18 protein-coding genes are annotated in these 19,742 nt (G+C 52.5%); 11 read left to right on the top strand and 7 right to left on the bottom strand.

Annotation, left to right across the window (positions count from 1 at the left end):
- Window positions 1-32: 32 nt before the first annotated feature.
- Window positions 33-2,819, bottom strand: coding sequence for an isoleucine--tRNA ligase (gene ileS / locus AAGJ81_07220; protein ID MEM0965920.1), 2,787 nt, complete (start codon window positions 2,817-2,819; stop codon window positions 33-35).
- A 198-nt stretch (window positions 2,820-3,017) separates the two neighbouring features.
- On the opposite strand from ileS, the gene tgt reads away from it, so the two are divergent.
- From tgt to AAGJ81_07200, 4 genes are all read left to right on the top strand, one after another.
- On the top strand, window positions 3,018-4,202 hold the full coding sequence (tgt, locus tag AAGJ81_07215; GenBank protein ID MEM0965919.1) for a tRNA guanosine(34) transglycosylase Tgt: 1,185 nt from the start codon (window positions 3,018-3,020) through the stop codon (window positions 4,200-4,202).
- A 165-nt stretch (window positions 4,203-4,367) separates the two neighbouring features.
- On the top strand, window positions 4,368-4,877 hold the full coding sequence (locus AAGJ81_07210; protein ID MEM0965918.1) for an OmpA family protein: 510 nt from the start codon (window positions 4,368-4,370) through the stop codon (window positions 4,875-4,877).
- Window positions 4,878-4,991: 114 nt separating this feature from the next.
- Window positions 4,992-5,246, top strand: coding sequence for an AbrB/MazE/SpoVT family DNA-binding domain-containing protein (locus AAGJ81_07205; GenBank protein ID MEM0965917.1), 255 nt, complete (start codon window positions 4,992-4,994; stop codon window positions 5,244-5,246).
- 2 nt (window positions 5,247-5,248) lie between these two features.
- Complete coding sequence (locus tag AAGJ81_07200) at window positions 5,249-5,656, top strand: putative toxin-antitoxin system toxin component, PIN family (GenBank protein ID MEM0965916.1); 408 nt, start codon at window positions 5,249-5,251, stop codon at window positions 5,654-5,656.
- A 126-nt stretch (window positions 5,657-5,782) separates the two neighbouring features.
- On the opposite strand, the gene AAGJ81_07195 is transcribed toward AAGJ81_07200, so the two are convergent.
- The 6 genes from AAGJ81_07195 to AAGJ81_07170 form a co-directional block, all read right to left on the bottom strand.
- Window positions 5,783-6,733 (bottom strand): GDP-L-fucose synthase, encoded by a 951-nt coding sequence (locus AAGJ81_07195; GenBank protein ID MEM0965915.1) that lies wholly within the window; start codon window positions 6,731-6,733, stop codon window positions 5,783-5,785.
- 5 nt (window positions 6,734-6,738) lie between these two features.
- The gene (gmd, locus tag AAGJ81_07190; GenBank protein ID MEM0965914.1) at window positions 6,739-7,785 is read right to left on the bottom strand and encodes a GDP-mannose 4,6-dehydratase; all 1,047 of its coding nucleotides are present in this window, start codon (window positions 7,783-7,785) and stop codon (window positions 6,739-6,741) included.
- A gap of 48 nt (window positions 7,786-7,833) precedes the next feature.
- Window positions 7,834-9,135 carry a UDP-N-acetylglucosamine 1-carboxyvinyltransferase gene (murA, locus tag AAGJ81_07185; GenBank protein ID MEM0965913.1) on the bottom strand — a complete coding sequence of 434 codons (1,302 nt, stop codon included), beginning with the start codon at window positions 9,133-9,135 and terminating at the stop codon, window positions 7,834-7,836.
- A 12-nt stretch (window positions 9,136-9,147) separates the two neighbouring features.
- Entirely contained in the window at window positions 9,148-10,035 is an 888-nt protein-coding gene (locus tag AAGJ81_07180) for a hypothetical protein (protein MEM0965912.1), read from the bottom strand.
- A gap of 109 nt (window positions 10,036-10,144) precedes the next feature.
- On the bottom strand, window positions 10,145-10,837 hold the full coding sequence (locus AAGJ81_07175) for an ABC transporter ATP-binding protein (protein ID MEM0965911.1): 693 nt from the start codon (window positions 10,835-10,837) through the stop codon (window positions 10,145-10,147).
- The gene (locus tag AAGJ81_07170; GenBank protein ID MEM0965910.1) at window positions 10,830-12,059 is read right to left on the bottom strand and encodes an ABC transporter permease; all 1,230 of its coding nucleotides are present in this window, start codon (window positions 12,057-12,059) and stop codon (window positions 10,830-10,832) included. Before AAGJ81_07170 ends, AAGJ81_07175 begins: the two co-directional genes overlap by 8 nt.
- A 103-nt stretch (window positions 12,060-12,162) precedes the next feature.
- On the opposite strand from AAGJ81_07170, the gene AAGJ81_07165 reads away from it, so the two are divergent.
- From AAGJ81_07165 to AAGJ81_07135, 7 genes are all read left to right on the top strand, one after another.
- A complete protein-coding gene (locus tag AAGJ81_07165) occupies window positions 12,163-12,780 on the top strand; it encodes a TetR/AcrR family transcriptional regulator (protein MEM0965909.1) in 618 nt (205 codons plus the stop codon).
- 152 nt (window positions 12,781-12,932) lie between these two features.
- Window positions 12,933-13,688: a glucose 1-dehydrogenase gene (locus tag AAGJ81_07160; GenBank protein ID MEM0965908.1), complete on the top strand. Its 756-nt coding sequence runs from the start codon at window positions 12,933-12,935 to the stop codon at window positions 13,686-13,688.
- A 37-nt stretch (window positions 13,689-13,725) separates the two neighbouring features.
- Entirely contained in the window at window positions 13,726-14,814 is a 1,089-nt protein-coding gene (locus AAGJ81_07155) for an alkene reductase (protein ID MEM0965907.1), read from the top strand.
- Window positions 14,815-14,937: 123 nt separating this feature from the next.
- A complete protein-coding gene (locus AAGJ81_07150; protein ID MEM0965906.1) occupies window positions 14,938-15,894 on the top strand; it encodes a DUF481 domain-containing protein in 957 nt (318 codons plus the stop codon).
- Window positions 15,895-16,065: 171 nt separating this feature from the next.
- Window positions 16,066-17,496, top strand: a complete 1,431-nt coding sequence (locus AAGJ81_07145) for an FAD-linked oxidase C-terminal domain-containing protein (protein ID MEM0965905.1) — start codon at window positions 16,066-16,068, stop codon at window positions 17,494-17,496.
- 78 nt (window positions 17,497-17,574) lie between these two features.
- A complete protein-coding gene (locus AAGJ81_07140; GenBank protein MEM0965904.1) occupies window positions 17,575-18,264 on the top strand; it encodes a YdcF family protein in 690 nt (229 codons plus the stop codon).
- Window positions 18,265-18,312: 48 nt separating this feature from the next.
- Window positions 18,313-19,533: a DUF1015 family protein gene (locus AAGJ81_07135; GenBank protein ID MEM0965903.1), complete on the top strand. Its 1,221-nt coding sequence runs from the start codon at window positions 18,313-18,315 to the stop codon at window positions 19,531-19,533.
- Window positions 19,534-19,742: the final 209 nt, after the last annotated feature.

Below are 19,742 nucleotides of genomic sequence, written 5' to 3'. Positions count from 1 at the left end.
AGGGATTTCAGCAAATCAAAACGGCGTATTGTTCAAACTGTGGATGGATTTTCGCGGAGAATTTCTTCCAATGCTTCCGCACAACGCTCGGATACCTCTCCCCACTGTTCGGTAGCCACCAAACGGGGAACCCACCTCCAGGTTCGTGGACACTTGACCCCATCGGCATGGGACGCCTCCACCGATAGCACGCCTTCGTTCGGCAACAATTCCACGGCAGAAACAATAAACAGCTCCGGAAGAAATTTCTCGAACTCTCGAAGAAGACGAAAATCCTCCGAATTTTCGTCTCCCGAAATAACTACTTTGGCATCCAAGCTTGAGGCGATCTCTTTCGCCTTACGCTTTTCCTCCAAAGCGTCGTTTACATACGTTGACTTGAAACGGAGAACTTTCTCCACATCCGCTGCAGAGGAATCGCTTTCTCGAGCAAGGGAAATCTCTGGCCAACCCGCAAGCTGCACCGGATCTCCACCATACTCCGACCGGTCATGCAGGAAAGAATAGGCCTCATCCGCGGTGAAGGAAAGAACTGGGTTTAAAATACGACAAAGCGCATCGCAAATCCTGAACAATACGGTCTGAGACGACCTTCGCAATGGATTCGAGGGAGCCAAAGTGTAGAGCCGATCCTTGAGAATATCGTGGTAAGTCGCTGATAAAGTCTGGGCGCAGAAGCGGCTGATCTCCTGATACACACGGTGAAAGGCAAACTCCTCGTACGCTCTCTCTACGGTCTGGACCAAAGCAGAAAGTCTCGCCAGTGCCCATCGGTCCAACGGGTCCAATGACTCTTCACCCACCCAGTCTAGCTCTGGGTTGAAGTCAAAGAGGTTTCCAATTTGGAATCGAAGAGTGTTCCGAATGTTTCGGTAGGTTTGGGAGACGTTTTTCAAGATCTCCCCAGACACAGGAATATCGTTTCGGTAATCTTCACTGCTGATCCACAAGCGAACGATGTCCGCACCGAATTCATTGACAAAACTGTCCGCCGTCTGGGGCTTGCCATCACTTTTCGAGATTTTGCGTCCATCCTGTCCAACCACAAAGCCATGCGTAAGGATTTTCCGGTATGGGGGAGACCCATCTGCAATCATGCTTGTCCAGAGCGAGGACTGGAACCAGCCACGATGTTGATCGCTTCCTTCAATGTAAAGATCAGCAGGCCAAGACATATTCCTTTCCTTGAGCACCGCCCGATGGCTGCAACCGGAATCGATCCACACGTCGAGAGTGTCGCGACCGGGTCGTAGGTCGGCAGGATCCCAGCCTTCCGGAAGATCCATCGACGCAAGGATTTCCTCAGCACTCTCTTCGAACCAAAAATTGCAACCTTCGGATTCTACCCGCTTTGCGATGCTCCCAATGACCTCTGCGTCAATAAAAGGAGTTCCCTGGTCATCGAAGAAGGCAGGAATTGGAACTCCCCAGGTGCGCTGCCTGCTGATACACCAGTCGGGCCGGGACTCGACCGCTCCGCGGATCCGATTTTCTCCCCACGCGGGTTCCCATTGGACACTTCCAATAGCATCAAGAGCCTTTGACCGAAGTCCATCCCGATCCAGAGCGACAAACCATTGGTCCATCGCCCGGAACACCACTGGAGTCTTCGATCGCCAACAGTGGGGGTAGGAATGCTCGTGCGGCTCGTTTGCAAGGAGAACCTTTTTTTCGGAGAGAATCTTCAGCACGCCGTCATTCGCCTCTGACCGGCCATTCCGTTCCAAAACGGATTTCCCGACAAGCTCCAGAGGGACTCTTCCATCATCCAAATACCTTCCGCTATCGTCCAACGGTGAGTAGACCTCGAGGCTATTTTGCAGACCAACGACATAGTCGTCGATTCCATGTCCCGGGGCGAGGTGCACACAGCCCGTGCCGGTAGTGGCTGTCACATACTCTGCCGAAACCATCGGCGATGGACGGTCAATGAACGGATGGCGAGCTTCGCGGCCCGCGAGCTTTGCCCCCTCAACGGATTCCTCCACTGAGTAGTCCTTCCATCCGCAGGCATTCGCCACTTCACTTACCAGCGATTCCGCTATCCAGAAACTCTTCTCGCCCACTCGGACCCGGGCGTAGGAGAGACGAGGATGCACGGCAATCGCTAGGTTTGCCGGAAGAGTCCACGGCGTAGTGGTCCAGATGACTACGGATTCACTGTCAGTGATCGGAAAAGAGACGTAGATCGCGGGACTTACATGATCCTTATATTCGATCTCTGCCTCCGCGAGAGCAGTTCGGCAAGGAATCGACCAGTAGACAGGTTTTTTGCTTCTGTAGACCAAATCCTTCCGAACAAATTCGGAAAAAGTCCTCAGGATACCTGCCTCGTAAACCGGATTCATCGTGCGGTACTCGTTTGCCCAATCCGCCTGAACACCGAGCCGGATAAACTGTCCCCTCTGTTTTTCGATGAATTCCCGGCTAAACTCTGCGCAAGCCTCCCGCATTTCGGTAGGACCCAGCTCGCGCCCAGCCTCCTTCATAGAGCGGGCCACTTTGTGTTCGATTGGCAGACCGTGGCAGTCCCATCCAGGAATGTAGGGGGCCCGCCTGCCCTTCATGGATTGAAATCGAACAATTCCGTCCTTCAGGACCTTGTTTAAAGCCGTTCCTATGTGAACATCGCCATTGGTGAATGGCGGACCGTCATGAAGCAAAAACTCGTCGAGTGCGTCGGCGTTTTTTTTCTGCATCGACCCATAGAGATCGACCTTTTGCCAATGAGTGACCCGCTCCGGCTCGCGCTGAACCAAACCCGCTCTCATAGGAAAGTCGGTCTGGGGCAGGTTTAGCGTCTCTTTTAAGGAATTCACGGGTCGCAGGTTTTGGCGAAAAGCGCGAGAGTTTGGAGCTTTCAGACGGGCAGTCAAGCGAACACCGTAAAGGTTGGATGCACCGAAACCGACCCTCTGGGATCTTTTGGGATGGTCACTAAGGATCCTTCCCGCTCGGTCATTTTTTCAGATGAAGACTTTTCCCTCCATGTTGTCTCCCCTTACCCTGATGGGGAAATGGACCGTTTTTCGTTTAAGATCGTTTCTAACGACAGAACCACGGCTGCAAGGGTAGGCCAACTGGTGACCCCACACGGCGCGATCGAAACACCTAACTTTATCTTCTGTGCGACCAAAGCAGCCATCAAAGGGGTTCCCATCGATCAGGTTCGCGAGGCAGGGGCCGACATCATTTTATCAAACACTTATCATCTCCTCCTCCAGCCCGGACCCGAACTGGTCGCTCGCCACGGGGGTCTTCACCAGATGACAGGATGGAACGGTCCCATGCTCACGGATTCGGGAGGTTTCCAGATCTTCAGCATTGGGCACGGATGGATCGCCGATGAAATCAAAGGGCGTCGAAAAATCGGTGCTGAAGGTCCTGGGGTAAAAATTTCTGAAGAAGGGGCCCGTTTTCGTTCCTACGTGGACGGGAGGGAGATTTTGCTCACTCCCGAAAGTTCCATTCAAACACAGAGACAACTGGGAGCCGATTTCATTCTCGTTCTCGACGAATGCACCCCATTTCACGTCGATCGGGAGTACACTTCTCGCTCAATGGAAATGAGCCACCGCTGGGCTGTCCGCAGTCGTGCGGAATTTGACCGAAATAACGATGAAACACAGGCGCTCTACGGAATTGTTCAGGGCGGCGTGTATGAAGACCTCCGCCGGGAAAGTGCAGAATTCGTTGCCCATCAACCATTTTTTGGCCAGGCGATCGGTGGCTCTCTCGGATCAGACAAAAGCCAAATGGTCGAAGTGGCAGGCTGGGCGCGAAAGCATCTTCGAGACGATCGGCCAACCCACCTGCTGGGCATTGGAGGGCTGACCGATCTTTGGGAAGGAGCCGCCCTCGGGATCGACACCTTCGACTGCGTCCACCCCACCCGTCTCGCTCGTCATGGAGGAGCCCTATGCGTCCCCTGGGAGAATGAGGGCCGCGAACACCTGAATCTCAAGAACTCCCGATTCCGGGAGGATTTAAGACCACTCGACGAACGGCTCCCTCCCTCTGCCTCACGCAATTTCTCCCGGGCCTACATCCATCATTTGCTCAAAGCCGGTGAATCCCTGGGCGGACAACTCCTCGCTATCCACAACATTGCCTTTATGTCATGGATGGCGGGGGAGATCAGGCGTTCAATTCGGGAGGGGAGGTTCAAGTCAGAGATGAAGCGATGGACGACGCACCAATAAGCCGATCGTTGAAATCTGCCTTGCGAAAAATGCACTCTCATTGAGCAGAAAAGCTTTACGCTGTGGAATTTTTCTCCAACCATCTTCGCTATGCGTTTTGATCATCGACTTTTGTGGGGAGTTTCGCTCCTCATCTTGCTTTCCGCCTGCTCCCCGAAGCCCGAGATGGATCCAAGCGCCACCGTTGTCGGGTCCCCTACTCGCCCCGAAGACGACTTCGTTCCAAATGAAAACCCTTTTCCACTAGTCGATCCAGGAGGATACAATGAAGATCTTTTCAATGAGGGTTTAGTCGAAAGAGATCCCAATTTTGATATCCTGAACGGCAATCAGGTGCGAGGGGTTTTCCCTACGATCTATTTTGACTTTGACCAGAGCTTCGTCCGCCCGGTGGACCGTTCTGCTCTCGATGGAGTTGCCGATTCTATGCGGGCAGCACCTGGAGATTATCTCCTGATCGAGGGATACTGTGATTGGAAAGGCACCACGGAATACAACCTGGCACTCGGTGATCGGCGGGCCACCAGTGTCAAAGACTACCTCGTGAGCCTAGGAATTGAACCGACTCGCATCGAAATCCTTTCCAAGGGTGATCTGGAAGCTGTTCCCGACGCAGGAGCAGACGGACGCGCACTCGATCGGAGAGCCGAATTGGTGATCGTTCGAGCGAATTAGCCTCAGGAGAGAGGGCGCCCATCGGTCCCTGAAAGATGGCGAACGTTTAACTTTGAATCCTAAACGATCACTATCGAATTGACTGAAATCAGGAAGTAAGATATATCTTACCTAATGGTCACAAAGGTTTCGAGTAAAGGACAAATCGTGCTTCCAAAGGCGTTGCGGGAAGAAGCGAACATTTCCGAAGGTGATGAGCTGGAGGTTGGCTTAGCCTCTGGATTTGTGGTCTTGCGTAAACCGGAACCACTCGATCCTACTACCGTCCGGCGCCTGCTTCGAAAGGCGCAAAAGTCGTCGGAGATTTCAGAGGAAGATCAGGATGCCGTCGACCGGGCGATCCAGCGGGTGCGAAGTCGTGCATCGTAGTGATGCGTGTGGTGTTCGACACCAATGTGGTCGTCAGTGCCTGCTTCTGGCGGGGAGCACCCCTTAACTGTCTGCAATTGTGGGCAGAACGGCAGATTGAGTGTGCAATTACTCCACACTTGCTTGCTGAGTATGAAGAAACCTACGAAGAGCTTTGTTTACAATACCCGGAAAGGGAACCCATACCGTGGGTCGATTTGTTGCGAGCGAGTGCTCCCATGGTTTTTCCGGTCGAGCGTGCCACGGGAGCCACTCCAGATCCTTTCGATGAAATGGTTCTCGAATGCGCGCTCGCTGCCAAGGCAGACGTGCTCTTGAGCGGAGACAAAGAGCACCTCCAACCGCTAAAAGAGTTTCGAGGTATCCCGATCCTCAGTCCGGCAAACTTCCTGCGGCGAGATAAGTTCTGAAGAAAAGGGATAGCGAACATTCAACTTTGAACGCTAAACGTCCAAATTTGAAAGGGACATTATTCTGGGTTTAACGTTGGAAGTTGAAGGTTAAAAGTTCGCTATCGCACCGATCCAGACCAAACCTCACAGGCGGATGGTCTTGGCCTCAAGTCCTTCGAGAAACAAGGCGTAGGTAGAAGCGATCCCTTCATCCAGAGAAATTTCTGGAGCCCATCCCGTTTCCCGGATTCGAGTAATATCTGTCAACTTCCTCGGCGTGCCATCTGGCTTGGATGGATCGAAACGCAGCTCTCCTCCGAAGCCTACCACCGCGGCCACCTTTTCGGCGAGTTCCCGGATCGAGCAGTCCACGCCCGTTCCGACATTCACCCAGTTGGGTGGATTCTCCAAGGAGATCAGGTGCAGAACCGCTGAAGCTAGATCGTCGACATGAAGAAGCTCGCGAAGCGGCTTTCCTGTTCCCCAGACCGTTACCGATGAGTCTCCTGCTTCCTTCGCTTCATGGAAACGGCGGATCAAACCCGGGAGCACATGGGAGTTTTTCGGGTGATAGTTGTCACCGGGTCCGTAGAGGTTAGTCGGCATGGCCGAATGGAAAAGGACTCCGTATTGCTTCCGATAAAACTCGCAAAGCTTAAGAACCGCGATCTTTGCCAGCGCGTAACCCTCATTTGTTTTCTCCAGAGGTGAAGTCAGCAGAGCCTCCTCCTGCATCGGCTGGGGAGCCTCTCGCGGGTAGATGCAAGTGCTTCCAAGATTCAATAGTCGCCCGACTCCTGCACTGTAGGATCCATGCACCAGGTTTAAACCCATCGCGAGGTTCTCTTGGAGAAACTCGGCTGGGTAGGTGTCGTTTGCATGAATGCCTCCGACTCTTGCGGCCGCATTAATGACCAACTCGGGCCGAATCTCCTGAAGAAAATCCTCGGTCTCACTCTGCCGACAAAGGTCGAGCTCTCCGCGGGTTGCGGTCCGGATATTCGAAAATCCTTCCGCTTTGAGCCTCCTCAGAACGGCACTACCGACCATCCCACGATGGCCAGCTACAAAAATCTTTGAGTCCCGATTCACCATGCCGATCAGTAACCCCTTTTGGCCACCTTTTCAAAATCGGCTCGAGCCATCATGCGAGCGAGTTCAGCAAACTTGGTCGTTGGTTCCCACCCGAGCTTTTCCCTTGCTTTCGCAGGGTCTCCAATCAGTAGGTCGACCTCAGCCGGACGAAAATAGGCGGGATCAATTGAGACCCTTTTCTCTCCGGATTGCTGATCGTATCCAACTTCTTCGGCTCCGGTGCCTTTCCACTCAATGGCGATGCCCAATTCGGAGAACGACTCCTCAACAAATTCGCGGACCGTATGTGTCTCATTTGTCGCAAGGACGAAATCATCCGGCTCATCCTGTTGAAGGATTCGCCACATCCCCTCGACATACTCTGGTGCGTAGCCCCAGTCCCTCTTCGCATCGAGGTTTCCGAGTCGTAGGGTCTCTTGAAGCCCATGAGCAATGCGGGCGGCGGCCCTAGTAATCTTGCGCGTGACGAAAGTCTCCCCCCGCCGAGGTGACTCGTGGTTAAAAAGAATTCCATTGGAAGCGTGGATCCCATACGACTCCCGATAATTCACGATGATCCAAAACCCATAGAGCTTCGCTACGCCATAGGGGGACCGAGGATAAAACGGCGTTTTTTCCGTCTGCGGAACTCCCTGCACTTTTCCATACAATTCGCTGGTGGAGGCTTGATAGAACCTCGTCTTCAGCCCGGTTTCCTTGATGCCGTCGAGAAAACGGAGGGTTCCAATAGCATCAACCTCTGCAGTGTATTCCGGAACTTCAAAGGATACCTTTACATGGCTCTGAGCCCCTAGATTGTAAATCTCATCCGGCTGCACCTTCTCGAGCAAACGATTCAGATTACTGGAGTCGGTTAAATCGCCATGATGAAGAAAAAGGCTTTTTCCATTGATCTCTGGGTCATTGAAAAGATGGTCGATGCGGCCCGTGTTGAAAGAACTCGACCGGCGGATCATTCCGTGAACCTCGTATCCTTTCTCGAGCAGAAGCTCTGCAAGATAGGATCCGTCCTGCCCGGTTATACCTGTTAAAAGTGCCTTTTTTTTCGCCATAAACTCTACCCTCTATCCAATTCATGATTTCGATGGCGAGGAAATTTGCTACCTTCTCTCGTCCCCAATCAGTTGTTTCGGCATTTCGTTAGCGGACAATCGCTCAATCTTCGCTCCGACCGAACGGAGTTTCTCGTCCATTCGGTCATAACCCCGGTCGAGGTGGTAGACCCGCTGGATCCAAGTCTCCCCTTTGGCGACAAGTCCTGCCAGAACCAGTGCCGCACTCGCCCGCAAGTCTGAAGCCATGACCGGTGCTCCAGACAGCCGACTCACTCCCTTGATGATACAGGAAGCTCCTTCAATTGAGAGGTGGGCCCCCATCCGTTGAAGCTCAGGGACATGCATAAAACGGTTGGGATACACCCGTTCTGTCAAAACACTGATTCCCTCCGTGACCGAAAGTAGCGTGCAAAGCTGCGCCTGGAGATCCGTTGGAAATCCGGGATGGGGAAGAGTAATCAAGTCAACCGGCCGAAGAGTCTGAGTTCGCTCAACGCTCCAAACACCATCCGAGAATGAAAACTCCACCCCGATCTCTTCCATCTTATCGACAAAAGCGCCTAACATCGACGGTGGAGATCCACAAACCTTGAGGTCAGCATTCAACAAACCACCCGCTATTAAGAACGTCCCCGTCTCTATGCGGTCACTAATTACCGTAAAATCGGCGCCCGAAAGAGAAGGTACTCCTTCGACAGTGAGGGTAGGTCCGCCAATTCCTTCAATCTTCGCTCCCATCTGAGTGAGAAACTTGCATAAATCTACGACTTCAGGTTCACAAGCGGCACACTCTATTCTCGTTTCGCCTGAAGCCGTCACCGCGGCCATGAGAACATTCGCCGTCCCAAGAACCGTGCTACCATAGCGCCCCCCCAGAAAGACACTACCGCCCGCGCGCTCCCGTCCATCCACCTCCAGGTAGCCCCCGTTAACCTCAACCGTGCATCCCAATTTCCTAAGCCCCTTGATGTGTAAATCGATCGGCCTCGGGCCTATCACACACCCGCCAGGCATCGAGACTCTTGCTGTTCCGAGTCTTCCCACCATAGCCCCTAGAAGACAGATCGACGCTCTCATCTTTCGAACCAACTCGTAGGGTGCGCTAGGCGAGACATCCGTGGATTGGATTCGCCAAACACCTCCTCCTTCGTTCGATACGCGCGCCCCTACTTCTTCCAGAATGCGCGCCATAAAATGCACGTCGCTTAGATCAGGAACGTTGCGGATCACGCACTCCTGATCCGTCAGCAAACAAGCTGCAAAAACCGGAAGAACGGAATTTTTCGCACCGCCTACCCGAACCTCTCCTTGGAGAGCCCGGCCGCCTTCGATCCGAATTACGTCCATGACTCCGGAAAGTCAGGAAACTCTGTCAGGCTGTTCTTTATCGAAATCGCTGGGTCGCCGCTGCTTGCGGGCATTCCGCATATCTCTTACCGAGCCCTTGGAATACCTCTCAGAGGAGTTAGCAGTCAGGGATTCGACTTCCGACATGACTTCGATCACCGGTTGAGGAGTCTTTACAGGAGATTTGTCTTTCTGTTTCGTTCGGCGGTTGCGGGTTCTTTTTTCACTCGAACGAGATCTTTCTGCAGACCCACTTTCGTCCCTTCCGGAAGACTTTCGTTTTACTGCGTTTGTTCGGGTTCTACCCGAACCGTCGGATTGACCGCTGGTTTTCGTCGAAGGACGATTGTAACGGGCAGCTACGTCAGGCGTAGATACAGGTGGATACTCTTTAGTCTCATCCACGGCGGGATGAAGATTCTGGCGCGAACCACGCCCCTGGGATTCACCGTTTAATTTCTTTCTCTTTCGCCTACGCCGAGGACGATTAACCTCTCCATGGGCCTCCCGTTTTTGAACCTTTCCCACTTGCTGATCCTGCCGACTACTGGATCGCTTTGGCCCTCGTCCAGACTTTCTCCGACTACCGCCATTCTCCCGCAGCGAAGAGGATCTACCCGAAGGATTAGCACCATTCTTATTATTTGCCGAAGACCGACTTCCCGAGCTCCCGAACAAGAAGCGCACAAAATCGCTGACCATCCCAAGAAAAGACTCTTCCTTCAACGGTTCCGAAGCTTGCTTCCTCTTTCGAACCGTCCGCTTCTGTTTTCTGCGGACTCCGTCGGAAGCAGGCGTTCTCTCAGGCAGTTTTTCTTCGAACTTCGGTCCATTCCCCGGCCGATACAACTCACCATCGGGTTGTGGCCTCGGAGATGGGGCATTTTCAAAGTCAGGCATACCGAGAATCGTGATTGAGACACCCTCTCAGTCTCAAGAAAAATCGTAGACGGCACGAGCAACGACATAAGTGCGCTCTCCGCAGCCAGACTCTCGTCGATCCGTAAGATCATCTCCCCCGCGGACGCAGAATTCCCTCACTCAAAAGCCATTGCTGATCGCAGGCCTCAGCGAACGCAGGGTTATGAGTTACCAGCACTAGAGACACTCGCTCCTCGCTCACTAGAGCAAAAAGAAGCTCCATTGTCTCCTTACCCGTTTTTTCATCCAGATTGCCCGTGGGTTCGTCAGCAAAGAGAACTCGTGGAGAATTCAAAATCGCCCTTGCGACAGCCACTCTCTGACGTTCTCCACCCGACATTTGACTAGGCAACTGACGCTCTCTACCGCCCAATCCAACACGGTCCAGGAGTGCTCTCCCCCTTTCCTTTAGTTCACCATCCAACTTTCCGGAAATTCTTGCTGCCAAAAGGACATTCTCCAGGGCCGTCATTTCTCCTACCAGGTGGTAAGCCTGGAAGACCAATCCCATTCGAAGCGCTCGCACTCTCGCAAGCCGACGCGCATCCAAAGACCGAATGGAAACACCATCCCAAAGGATTTCGCCTTCATCTGCTCTTTCCAAACCCGCGAACAGATTCAGAAGTGTCGACTTTCCCGACCCGGATTCTCCTCTGATACTGGCAGAAACTCCTGCATCTAACGCAAAATCAAACCCACGCAGCACCTTCAGCCGCGAACCCGGAAGCTGAAAAGATTTCTTTAGGCCACGGGCCTCCAGGACTGGACCATTCTCACTCACTACGCAACGCATCTGCGGGTTGAAGACGTGACGCACGCCAGGCCGGGATCAAACCGGCTAGCGTAGATACCGCCATCGAGAAAACCGTCACGATGACAAAGTCCGAAACAATGTAATGGACCGGTATGTAAGAAAAACCATAGGCATCGATGAGCGCCTGACCCCTGCCTGTCATTTCCGCAAACGTCGCTAAGATCCATTCCCGATACCGGAGACAGCCCAGAGCCCCCAACACGCCAAGAACCGTTCCGACCGTCCCAATCAAGAACCCCTGCAAACAGAAGCACACACCAATCTGAAAACGCGTGGCACCCATCGCCGATAAGAGACCTATCTCCCTAGTCTTACGGATGACCGACATCATGAGGGAAACCGCGATGGAAAACGACGCCACAAGGACGATAAAAATCATGATGAAGAACAACATCGTCTTCTCGAGGCGCAGAACAAAGAGGAAGTCCTCATTCATATCCATCCATGTCCGCGCAAACAAGTGATCGGCCATCTCTGCATTCAAAGTAGCTGCGAAAGGCTGAGAATCAGTCCCCTCTGCTAGCTCCAATGTGATTCCGTGGACGCTCTCGCCGAGCCCATACAGTTCCTGCATCGTTCGCAGCGTCACTAGAATGGTATTCCCGTCCACTTCATTCCAGCCCGTTTCGAAAACTCCGGCCACCCTCAATCCGATGGGAAGGATGATCTCATCATCCTTCATCCGATCCAGCATCAACGGGGTATAAACATCCACCTCCGATCCGACGGATGCCCCCAACTGCCAGGCCACTCCAGAGCTCAGAAACACAGATCGGTCATCCAGGTCTTCCAATGCTCCTTCCATCAGAAATTCTTCGACCGGTAATACGCTCGGACCCTTTTCCATCTCCAAACCCCAAACATAAGGAAACAAAGGTCGATTGATGGCTTGGATCATTACTACCCCTTCCGCAAAAGGTGCTGCAGAGGCCACCTCTTCTTTCTCCTCCAGCTCCGCTACTACCTCACGCCAGTTTCCGATTAAACCGGTGGAATGAATCCGGATATCTCCATTCGTTTTCTCCAGGCTACTTCGGATATCGTTAACAAACCCGTTCATGACGCTCTGCACGATGAGGAGGACAGCTACCCCGAGCGCGACCCCGATGATCGAGATCAGCGCCGCGAAAGACAAAAGCCTCCGCGAAGGAAAAATCTGCTTCAAAGCAGCGTAGAGATACCAAGCCACCGCAAAACGCTAGAGTCGCTCACACGACAAACCAAGTGAGATTCTTCAAAAAAAATGTAGTTTTTGCTTTACTTAACTAAATAGTCATCTATCCACTCCAATCATGGGACGAACCAGTAACGCCAAAAATCAACTTCTCGATGCCATGGTCGACTTGATGTGGTCGCGCAGCTACGGCTCGCTCACCATCGATCAGATCTGTGAGAAGGCAGAGGTCAAAAAGGGGAGCTTCTACTATTTTTTCGAATCGAAGCTCGCCCTAGCTATCGCCGCGATGGACCACATTTGGAACAACCTCCGACCAAGCTTGGATGAAATGTTCTCTTCGTCCCGCCCCCCGCTAGAACGCCTCGCTGCTCAAATGGAGGTGGCTTATAACAAGACTATGGCGGTTGCCGAAGAGGAAGGACGGGTCCTTGGATGCCCTTTTTTCAATATCGGTGCAGAGATTTCTACTGTGGAACCGGAGCTGATCGAAAAAGTGAACAGCCTTCTCGCTCGCTACACTCGTTACTTCGAAACCGCTTTACGGGACGCAAAGGCGGAAGGCGCAATCCCCGAAATGGATATCAGTGAGGCGGCCCGTATTCTCTTCAACCTGTACGAGGGCATGCTTACCCAGGCACGGATGAAAAATGACGTCGATATCCTCAGAGATCTCCCGACCGCTGCCGCACGAATCCTCAAGCTGGAGAGTTTGTCTTCTCCGGTAAATGTCTAAAACATTTCTGGTATTTTTTACTAAATAGTTAACTACTATGGATCTAACCTTTTAGAACTGCGCTTTTCAACCCGGAAGAACAAGTGTTTCAACGAAACAATCAACAAACCGATAAACCGCGGCGCTAATTGCCGCACCAGAAAAAACCTACAATGATAACACTAGAAAACAAAATCGCACTCGTGACGGGTGGCACCAGCGGCATTGGCCGCGAAGCCGCCATCTCTCTCTCCAAGGCTGGAGCCAAGGTGGTCGTATCCGGTCGCCGGGAAACTGAAGGCCTCGAAACCATCGATTTGGTGAAAAAGGCAGGTGGCGACGGGATCTTCGTCCAAGGCAACATCACCGATGACGAACACGTCAGAGCCCTAGTCGAAACTACACTCGATCAATACGGACGTCTGGATATCGCTTTTAACAACGCCGGTGTCGAATGGGCTGGCCCTCTTGAAGACGCAGATGAAGCCGCCTATCGCCACACGTTCGACATCAATGTGTGGGGCGTCCTCAATTCAATGAAACATGAGATCCCCGCCATGCTGAAAAATGGAGGCGGCTCAATCATCAATACATCCAGCATCGCCGGGCACATTGGTATGGCACAAGTTAGTATCTATATTGCCTCTAAACACGCCGTCGAAGGCCTGACAAAATCCGTGGCACTTGAATACGCAGGGCAGGGAATTCGAGTCAACGCAGTCTCACCCGGCGCTATCGAAACTCCAATGGTGGATCGCTTTGCCGGAGAAGAAGGGGAACAACGCGATTATCTAAAGGCGCTTCACCCTCTAGGTCGCATGGGACAAGTAAAAGAAATCGCCGATGCGGTTGTCTTTCTCGCATCAGACAACGCCAGTTTCATCACTGGAGAATCCCTGAAAATTGACGGCGGCTGGACCGCTCAGTGACGATCAAGACAGAGCCAACCTACAACCAAAAAGAACCGTGACCACAAAAGCACTTCTCACGCCCACAACAATCGGAGACCTCTCTCTGCGAAACCGAGTGGTCCTTGCACCGATGACCCGGACCCGAGCCGATTCAGACGGGACACCAAACGAGCTCATGGCCGAGTACTACGGACAGAGAGCGAGCGCCGGACTCGTAATCGCCGAAGCAACCGCCGTCGCCGCTGACGGAATCTCCTGGATGGGGATGCCCGGGGCGTTTGAAGGTAAGCATATCAAGGGCTGGCGCAGAATCGTCGATGCGGTTCACGAAAAAGGGGGAACGATCTTCCTCCAGATCTGGCACCCTGGGCGAGCCACTCATAGCTCAATCAACGATGGGAAGCAGCCTGTCGCCCCCTCCGCGGTTCGGCTGGAAGGTGATCAAATCCACACTCCGAACGGAAAGCAGAACTACGAGGTTCCCCGCACTCTCGAAACAGGCGAGATTCCTGGCATCGTCGGCCTATTCAAAGCCGCGGCGGAGCGAGCCAAGGCTGCTGGGTTTGATGGGATTGAAGTGCATGCAGCAAATGGCTATCTGATCGACCAATTCCTTCAATCGAAGACCAATCACCGGACTGACGAATACGGTGGGAGCATCGAAAAACGTTATCGCTTTCTTCGCGAAATTGTTGATGCGGTGCTCGAGGTTTTTCCGGCGAACCGGGTAGGCGTTCGTCTCGCACCCAATGGTGCTTTCGATGACATGGGCTCCCCCGACTTTCGGGAACAGTTCACCTACGTGGCCTCAAGACTCAACGAGTACGGACTTGCCTACCTCCATGTAATGGACGGTCTTGCCTTTGGTTTTCACGAGCTCGGAGATCCAATGACTCTCAAGGAGTTTCGCAATGTCTTCACGGGTCCAATCATCGGGAATTGCGGATACACTGCAGAGACGGCTGAGACTGCAATCGCCTCGGGTGATGCAGACCTCATCGCTTTTGGCCGGCCCTACATTAGCAATCCGGACTTGGTGGAACGGTTCGCGTCTGGTCTTTCCTTAGCAGAAGATGCACCGGTGCAGGTCTGGTATGGCACTGGTGGGGCGGAGGGCTATACAGATTTTGCGCAGGCAAGCTAAACCGACTCTCAAGAAACAGCAGAACTTCGAATGAACTCCTTGAACAAGTCATTCACATCAATGCAGATGGATTAGTTCATACTTGCGTCTCACGGGGGATTGGGAAATCACGTTCGATTCCTAATGATGAAAGCTCAAGTTTTCTTAGTCCTCCTCCTTCTCACCCTGAGGGTGCCTCTCCTTCACGCAGACGTAGTTACGCTGAAAAACGGTGATCGGCTTTCCGGCAAAATTCTCGAGGAATCGGCGGCGGGCATTAAACTGGAATCCCCAATCTTCGGGATCATTGATATTCCTGGAACCGCCGTAGCAGAGACGGCGAAGGACCTCGAAAAAGAGCCCGAGCCTGAGCCTCCAGCACCCGAGGAAACAGTTTCAGAACACTTTTGGAAGGAAATCACTAGTGCCATTTTTCCTGAAGGTTTCCATGGCGAGATCATTATCGGCTATGACTACTCCGAGTCTTCTGACGTGCAAAGCGGAGTCGATCTCAGGCTCAAAGGAAAATACGAATCTGGCAAACATACGGTAAATGCCGAAACTTTCTATGTCTACACGCGGAAGAAAGATGAAGATGGAAATGTGAGTAGGCCCAAAGACCGATATGGACTAAACGCCGCCTATGATTATGATATCCGTGAGCCTTATTTTTTACGGGCCTCCAACAAGTTCCTCGTTGACCGGGTGAAGGCGATCGACCTGCAAAACGATATCAATGGGCTTTTCGGATGGAGAGTCTTTAGCGAGGAGGATTGGGACCTCGACCTCGCGTTTGGCCCCGGTGCCCGTTATCTCGATACAACGTCTTCTGAAGGAACTTGGGATCCTCTTCTTACTTTTCAGCAAGACTCATTCTACCAATTCAATGACTTGGTCCGCTTTGACCAGCTCTTCGATTACTCGTTTGACCCTACGGACTCGAGTTCCTACAGCCTACTCTTCGAGGTTTCGGCATCCGTACGTCTGACTCCTTTTGCCGAGCCAAAGGTTATTTATCGTAACTCTTACGATTCTACCGTAGGCGAAGGCGGAATCAGGCGGGAGCAGTCACTGATTGTAGCACTGGCAGTACCGTTTTAGGCCAGGTAGAAGAGAACTCCTCCCCCTCAACAAGCCCACAGACGACAAGCTAACGTTTGGCCAACAATTCAACGAAACCGTTCAGCTGCCCTCAAAGGCCAAACTGTTCCATCCTTTGGGATTTTTCCGCTTTGCGGTGGTGATTCCTTCCGCAGTTCGTAGCTTTGCCTCATGACTACTGAGACAGCACTTGAGGATCTACGTTCTGCTCTCGGCGAGCGAGTTCGAACGGATGAGGAGTCTCTCTACCGAAATTCTTTCGATGGTATGCGTCTCGCGTTCGATCACGACGCTGACATCCAGGTCGATCACCCAGATCAGGTTCAAACCATTCTGCGGCTCGCCAACCACCATCACATTCCTATCACTGTCCGTGGATCAGGCAGTTCGCTTACCGGCTCTGCAAGCCCAGCCTGCGGTGGATGGGTGATTCTTCTCGATCACCTGAGAAACCTTTCGATAGACCCAACCAACCGATTTGCTCATGCCGAGCCGGGTGTGATCGTGCAAGACTTGCAAGCGAAGGCCCTCGAAGAGGGGCTATTTTATCCTCCAGATCCCTCTTCACTTAAATACTGCACCGTCGGCGGAAACATAGCCTGTAACGCAGGTGGCATGAGGTGTGTGAAATACGGTGTGACGAGGGATTATGTAGTGGCCCTAGAAGGCTTTCTTCCAACGGGGGAAGCAGTCACTTTTGGGCGGAATGTCCGCAAATTTGCGACCGGATACAATCTTCGTGACCTCTGGGTCGGAAGCGAAGGAACCCTCGGAGTAGTAACCAAGGCCACTCTTCGCCTCATCCGCGCACCCGAGGCTAGCTGGAGTCTGATTGCCGCATTCCCAACCGAGCGGCTCTCTCTAGAGGCGGTTCAGAGCCTTTGCAATAGTGGAATCGAACCATCGATTGTCGAGTTTCTTGACATACCCAGCGTCACTGGCGCGGAGGCCTCATTTCAAAGACCTATTTTTGAGGGCATGCCGGGGAGGAGCCTTCTCCTGATCCAGATAGACGGGAGCAGCGAGGAGGTCGATCGGTCAAGCGACCAACTTTTGAAATGGGCACAAAAGCACGCCGAGGCATTTCGACCTGCTCCGAATGAGGAATCTGCCGAGGAACTTTGGGAGATCCGGAGAGCCTGTTCTGGGGCAATGTTTGAATTGGGCGATAGCAAGCTCAATGAAGACGTCGTAGTTCCCCTCCATCGACAAGTCGACCTAATCGATGCGGTTCAAAAGATCCGGGACGAACATAGGATCAGCGTAGCTGTTTTTGGGCATGCAGGTGATGGAAACCTACACGTCAACATTATGCATCACCGCGAGGACTCAGCCGAATCCGAGAGGGCACGGCAAGGTCTGGGCGAGCTCATGGAAGAGGTAATTGAACTCGGTGGTGCTATCAGTGGCGAACACGGCGTAGGACTCGCAAAGTCTCCTTTTCTTCGCCTGCAATTGAGCGAGGCAGAAATCAGCGCGATGAAAAAAATAAAGAACGCACTCGACCCGAATAACATCCTTAATCCAGGAAAGATCTTCGAGCCCTACGAGGTTTGGAACCAAGAAAAAGAAAACTATCGGTTTCCCTGGGATCGACGCTAACGTAGCGCCCTCGTGTTTTTATTCTGGCTTCGAAAACTCATCTCTTCGTTCCTTTACCCACCAACCTTTCTCCTGCTGGTGGCCCTGCTAGGAGCTGTTTTACTACTATTCCAAAAAGCAAAGAGGACAGCCTTTATGCTGTTGCTGGGAAGCCTCGCACTTCTCTTTCTACTTTCAATCCCCGCATTTCAGAAACCGTTTCTTCGATACGCGGAATCGGGGTCTGCCAGCCCGATCCCGGCAAAACAAACATCCGCACCCATAGTCGTTCTCGGGGCTGGAACACGGTATATCGAGGGTGGCTCCTCCTCCCAAAGCCTAGGGTCTACAGCGATCGCAAGATGCGTAGAGGGAATTCAACTCGCTCGCCAGATGCCTTCAGTCCCTCTCATTTTCACGGGCGGTCAGATTGGGGCAAGACCCCCTTCGTCAACAGATATGGCTTCTCTTGCTATCGATCTCGGAGTTGACCCATCCCGGATTATCACATTTAGCGACCCCACATCGACCGCCGAGGAAGCGCGACGAACATTTGAACAAATCGGACCCGCTACGATTTACCTCGTAACGTCCGCTTTGCATCTACCTAGAGCCGTTGAGCTATTCAAAAAAGAGGGGCTCGATCCAATACCCGTTCCTTGCGACTTTCTAGTCGACGATTCAGCGGTTGGCTTCCTCGACTTTCTTCCGAGTGCGGAAGCCTGGGGGAATTGGCAAAAGCTTTTCCACGAAGTCTACGGGCGAATTTGGATTCGTATCGCAAACTAAAAAAACTCCTCGTCAACGAATACGTTCCCTCGCTAGAAGCCTCACCTTATGCGCATCCGTTCGTTTCAAGGTTTACGGCCATCCTCAGAGTTCGTTGAAGAAGTCGTATCACTTCCCTACGATGTTGTTTCTACGGAAGAAGCACGTCAACTAGCCGAGGGTAAGCCCAACAGTATGCTCCATGTAGTCAGGGCGGAGATCGGTTTTCCGGACAATCAGGATCCCTATGCGGACGAAGTGTATAACAAGGCGGTTGAAAATTTCGAAGGTCTTCAAAACAGAGGGGCTCTCATACGGGAAACTGAACCATGCCTGTATCTCTATCGCCAGAAAATGGGGGATCACGAACAGACCGGAATCATGGCATTGAGCCACGTTGACGAGTATGTTGCAGGAAAAATCAAACGGCATGAACGCACGAGGCCAGTGAAGGAGAACGATCGCACTCGGCTCACGAAAGAGATGGGGGCGAATGCCGGGCCCGTGTTCTTAACCTTCAAGGATGATTCTAGAATTCATTCGCTTGTCGACGCTCACAGAACTGAGAAGCCGATTTATGACCTGGTAGCTCCTGACGGTATTAGCCACACCATCTGGAGAATCCCGTCGGGAACCGAGTTTGTCGAGGCGTTCAAAAGCGTGCCCAGTTTTTACGTTGCAGATGGCCACCATCGAGCCGCCAGCGCAGCGAGGGTCGCGAGTGAAGCAAAAGAGGAAAACCCTCATCATACTGGAGAAGAGGATTACAACTGGTTTCTAACGGTTCTCTTTCCAGCGTCTGAACTGAAGATCCTCGCTTACAACCGGCTGGTCACGGATTTAAATGGTCTTTCTGAGGAGGAGGTTCTACAGCAAATCGCAAGTATCGCACCGGTTCGTAGCGGCGTTGATGGAGTTCCACCCGAGCCGCGCGAAATCCGGTTTTTTCTTTCTGGAATGTGGCATGGTATTCGTTTGGAGCCTGAGGATGGAGCGAGTGTAGTTTCGTCACTGGATGTTAGCCTGCTCCAGGATAAAATTCTCAACCCGATTCTCGGAATCAATGATCCCCGGACCGATGAAAGGATTGATTTTGTCGGAGGAATCCGCGGAACGAAATTTCTCGAAGATAAAGTCGATCAAGGCAGTGCCGCAATCGCGTTTAGCCTCTACCCAGTCCTTATCGAGCAGCTCATGGAGATCGCGGATGTAGACGAAATCATGCCACCGAAGAGCACCTGGTTTGAACCAAAGCTTCGTTCAGGCTTCGCGATCCACACGTTTAAATAGAGTACAAGAGCGAGAAACCGAGTCAGCCACCCCGAACTCAGCCCATAGTGTTCCTAACTTGACGCAGAGTCATGAAGAACGTCTGGAATTCCCCACATTTTAGGCCGAATTCAGGAAGATTTGATTGTTATGGCAGGATGGGAAAAAGAGGCTGATTTCCCAAGAAAACCAGTGGTCACATACATCCGATCAAGACACATCCAAGATCC

It is taken from the genome of Verrucomicrobiota bacterium (assembly GCA_038744685.1).
Classification (GTDB): Bacteria; Verrucomicrobiota; Verrucomicrobiia; order Opitutales; family Puniceicoccaceae; genus Puniceicoccus.
The sequence above is the reverse complement of the archived record's forward strand: the minus strand, read 5'-3'. Positions and strand labels throughout refer to the sequence as shown.

Coding starts and splice junctions, on each gene's coding strand:
- tgt (MEM0965919.1), top strand. CDS start 3,018: ATGGACCGTTTTTCGTTTAAGATCGTTTCTAACGACAGAACCACGGCT.
- AAGJ81_07210 (MEM0965918.1), top strand. CDS start 4,368: ATGGATCCAAGCGCCACCGTTGTCGGGTCCCCTACTCGCCCCGAAGAC.
- AAGJ81_07205 (MEM0965917.1), top strand. CDS start 4,992: ATGGTCACAAAGGTTTCGAGTAAAGGACAAATCGTGCTTCCAAAGGCG.
- AAGJ81_07200 (MEM0965916.1), top strand. CDS start 5,249: ATGCGTGTGGTGTTCGACACCAATGTGGTCGTCAGTGCCTGCTTCTGG.
- AAGJ81_07195 (MEM0965915.1), bottom strand. CDS start 6,733: ATGGTGAATCGGGACTCAAAGATTTTTGTAGCTGGCCATCGTGGGATG.
- gmd (MEM0965914.1), bottom strand. CDS start 7,785: ATGGCGAAAAAAAAGGCACTTTTAACAGGTATAACCGGGCAGGACGGA.
- murA (MEM0965913.1), bottom strand. CDS start 9,135: ATGGACGTAATTCGGATCGAAGGCGGCCGGGCTCTCCAAGGAGAGGTT.
- AAGJ81_07180 (MEM0965912.1), bottom strand. CDS start 10,035: ATGCCTGACTTTGAAAATGCCCCATCTCCGAGGCCACAACCCGATGGT.
- AAGJ81_07165 (MEM0965909.1), top strand. CDS start 12,163: ATGGGACGAACCAGTAACGCCAAAAATCAACTTCTCGATGCCATGGTC.
- AAGJ81_07160 (MEM0965908.1), top strand. CDS start 12,933: ATGATAACACTAGAAAACAAAATCGCACTCGTGACGGGTGGCACCAGC.
- AAGJ81_07150 (MEM0965906.1), top strand. CDS start 14,938: ATGATGAAAGCTCAAGTTTTCTTAGTCCTCCTCCTTCTCACCCTGAGG.
- AAGJ81_07145 (MEM0965905.1), top strand. CDS start 16,066: ATGACTACTGAGACAGCACTTGAGGATCTACGTTCTGCTCTCGGCGAG.
- AAGJ81_07135 (MEM0965903.1), top strand. CDS start 18,313: ATGCGCATCCGTTCGTTTCAAGGTTTACGGCCATCCTCAGAGTTCGTT.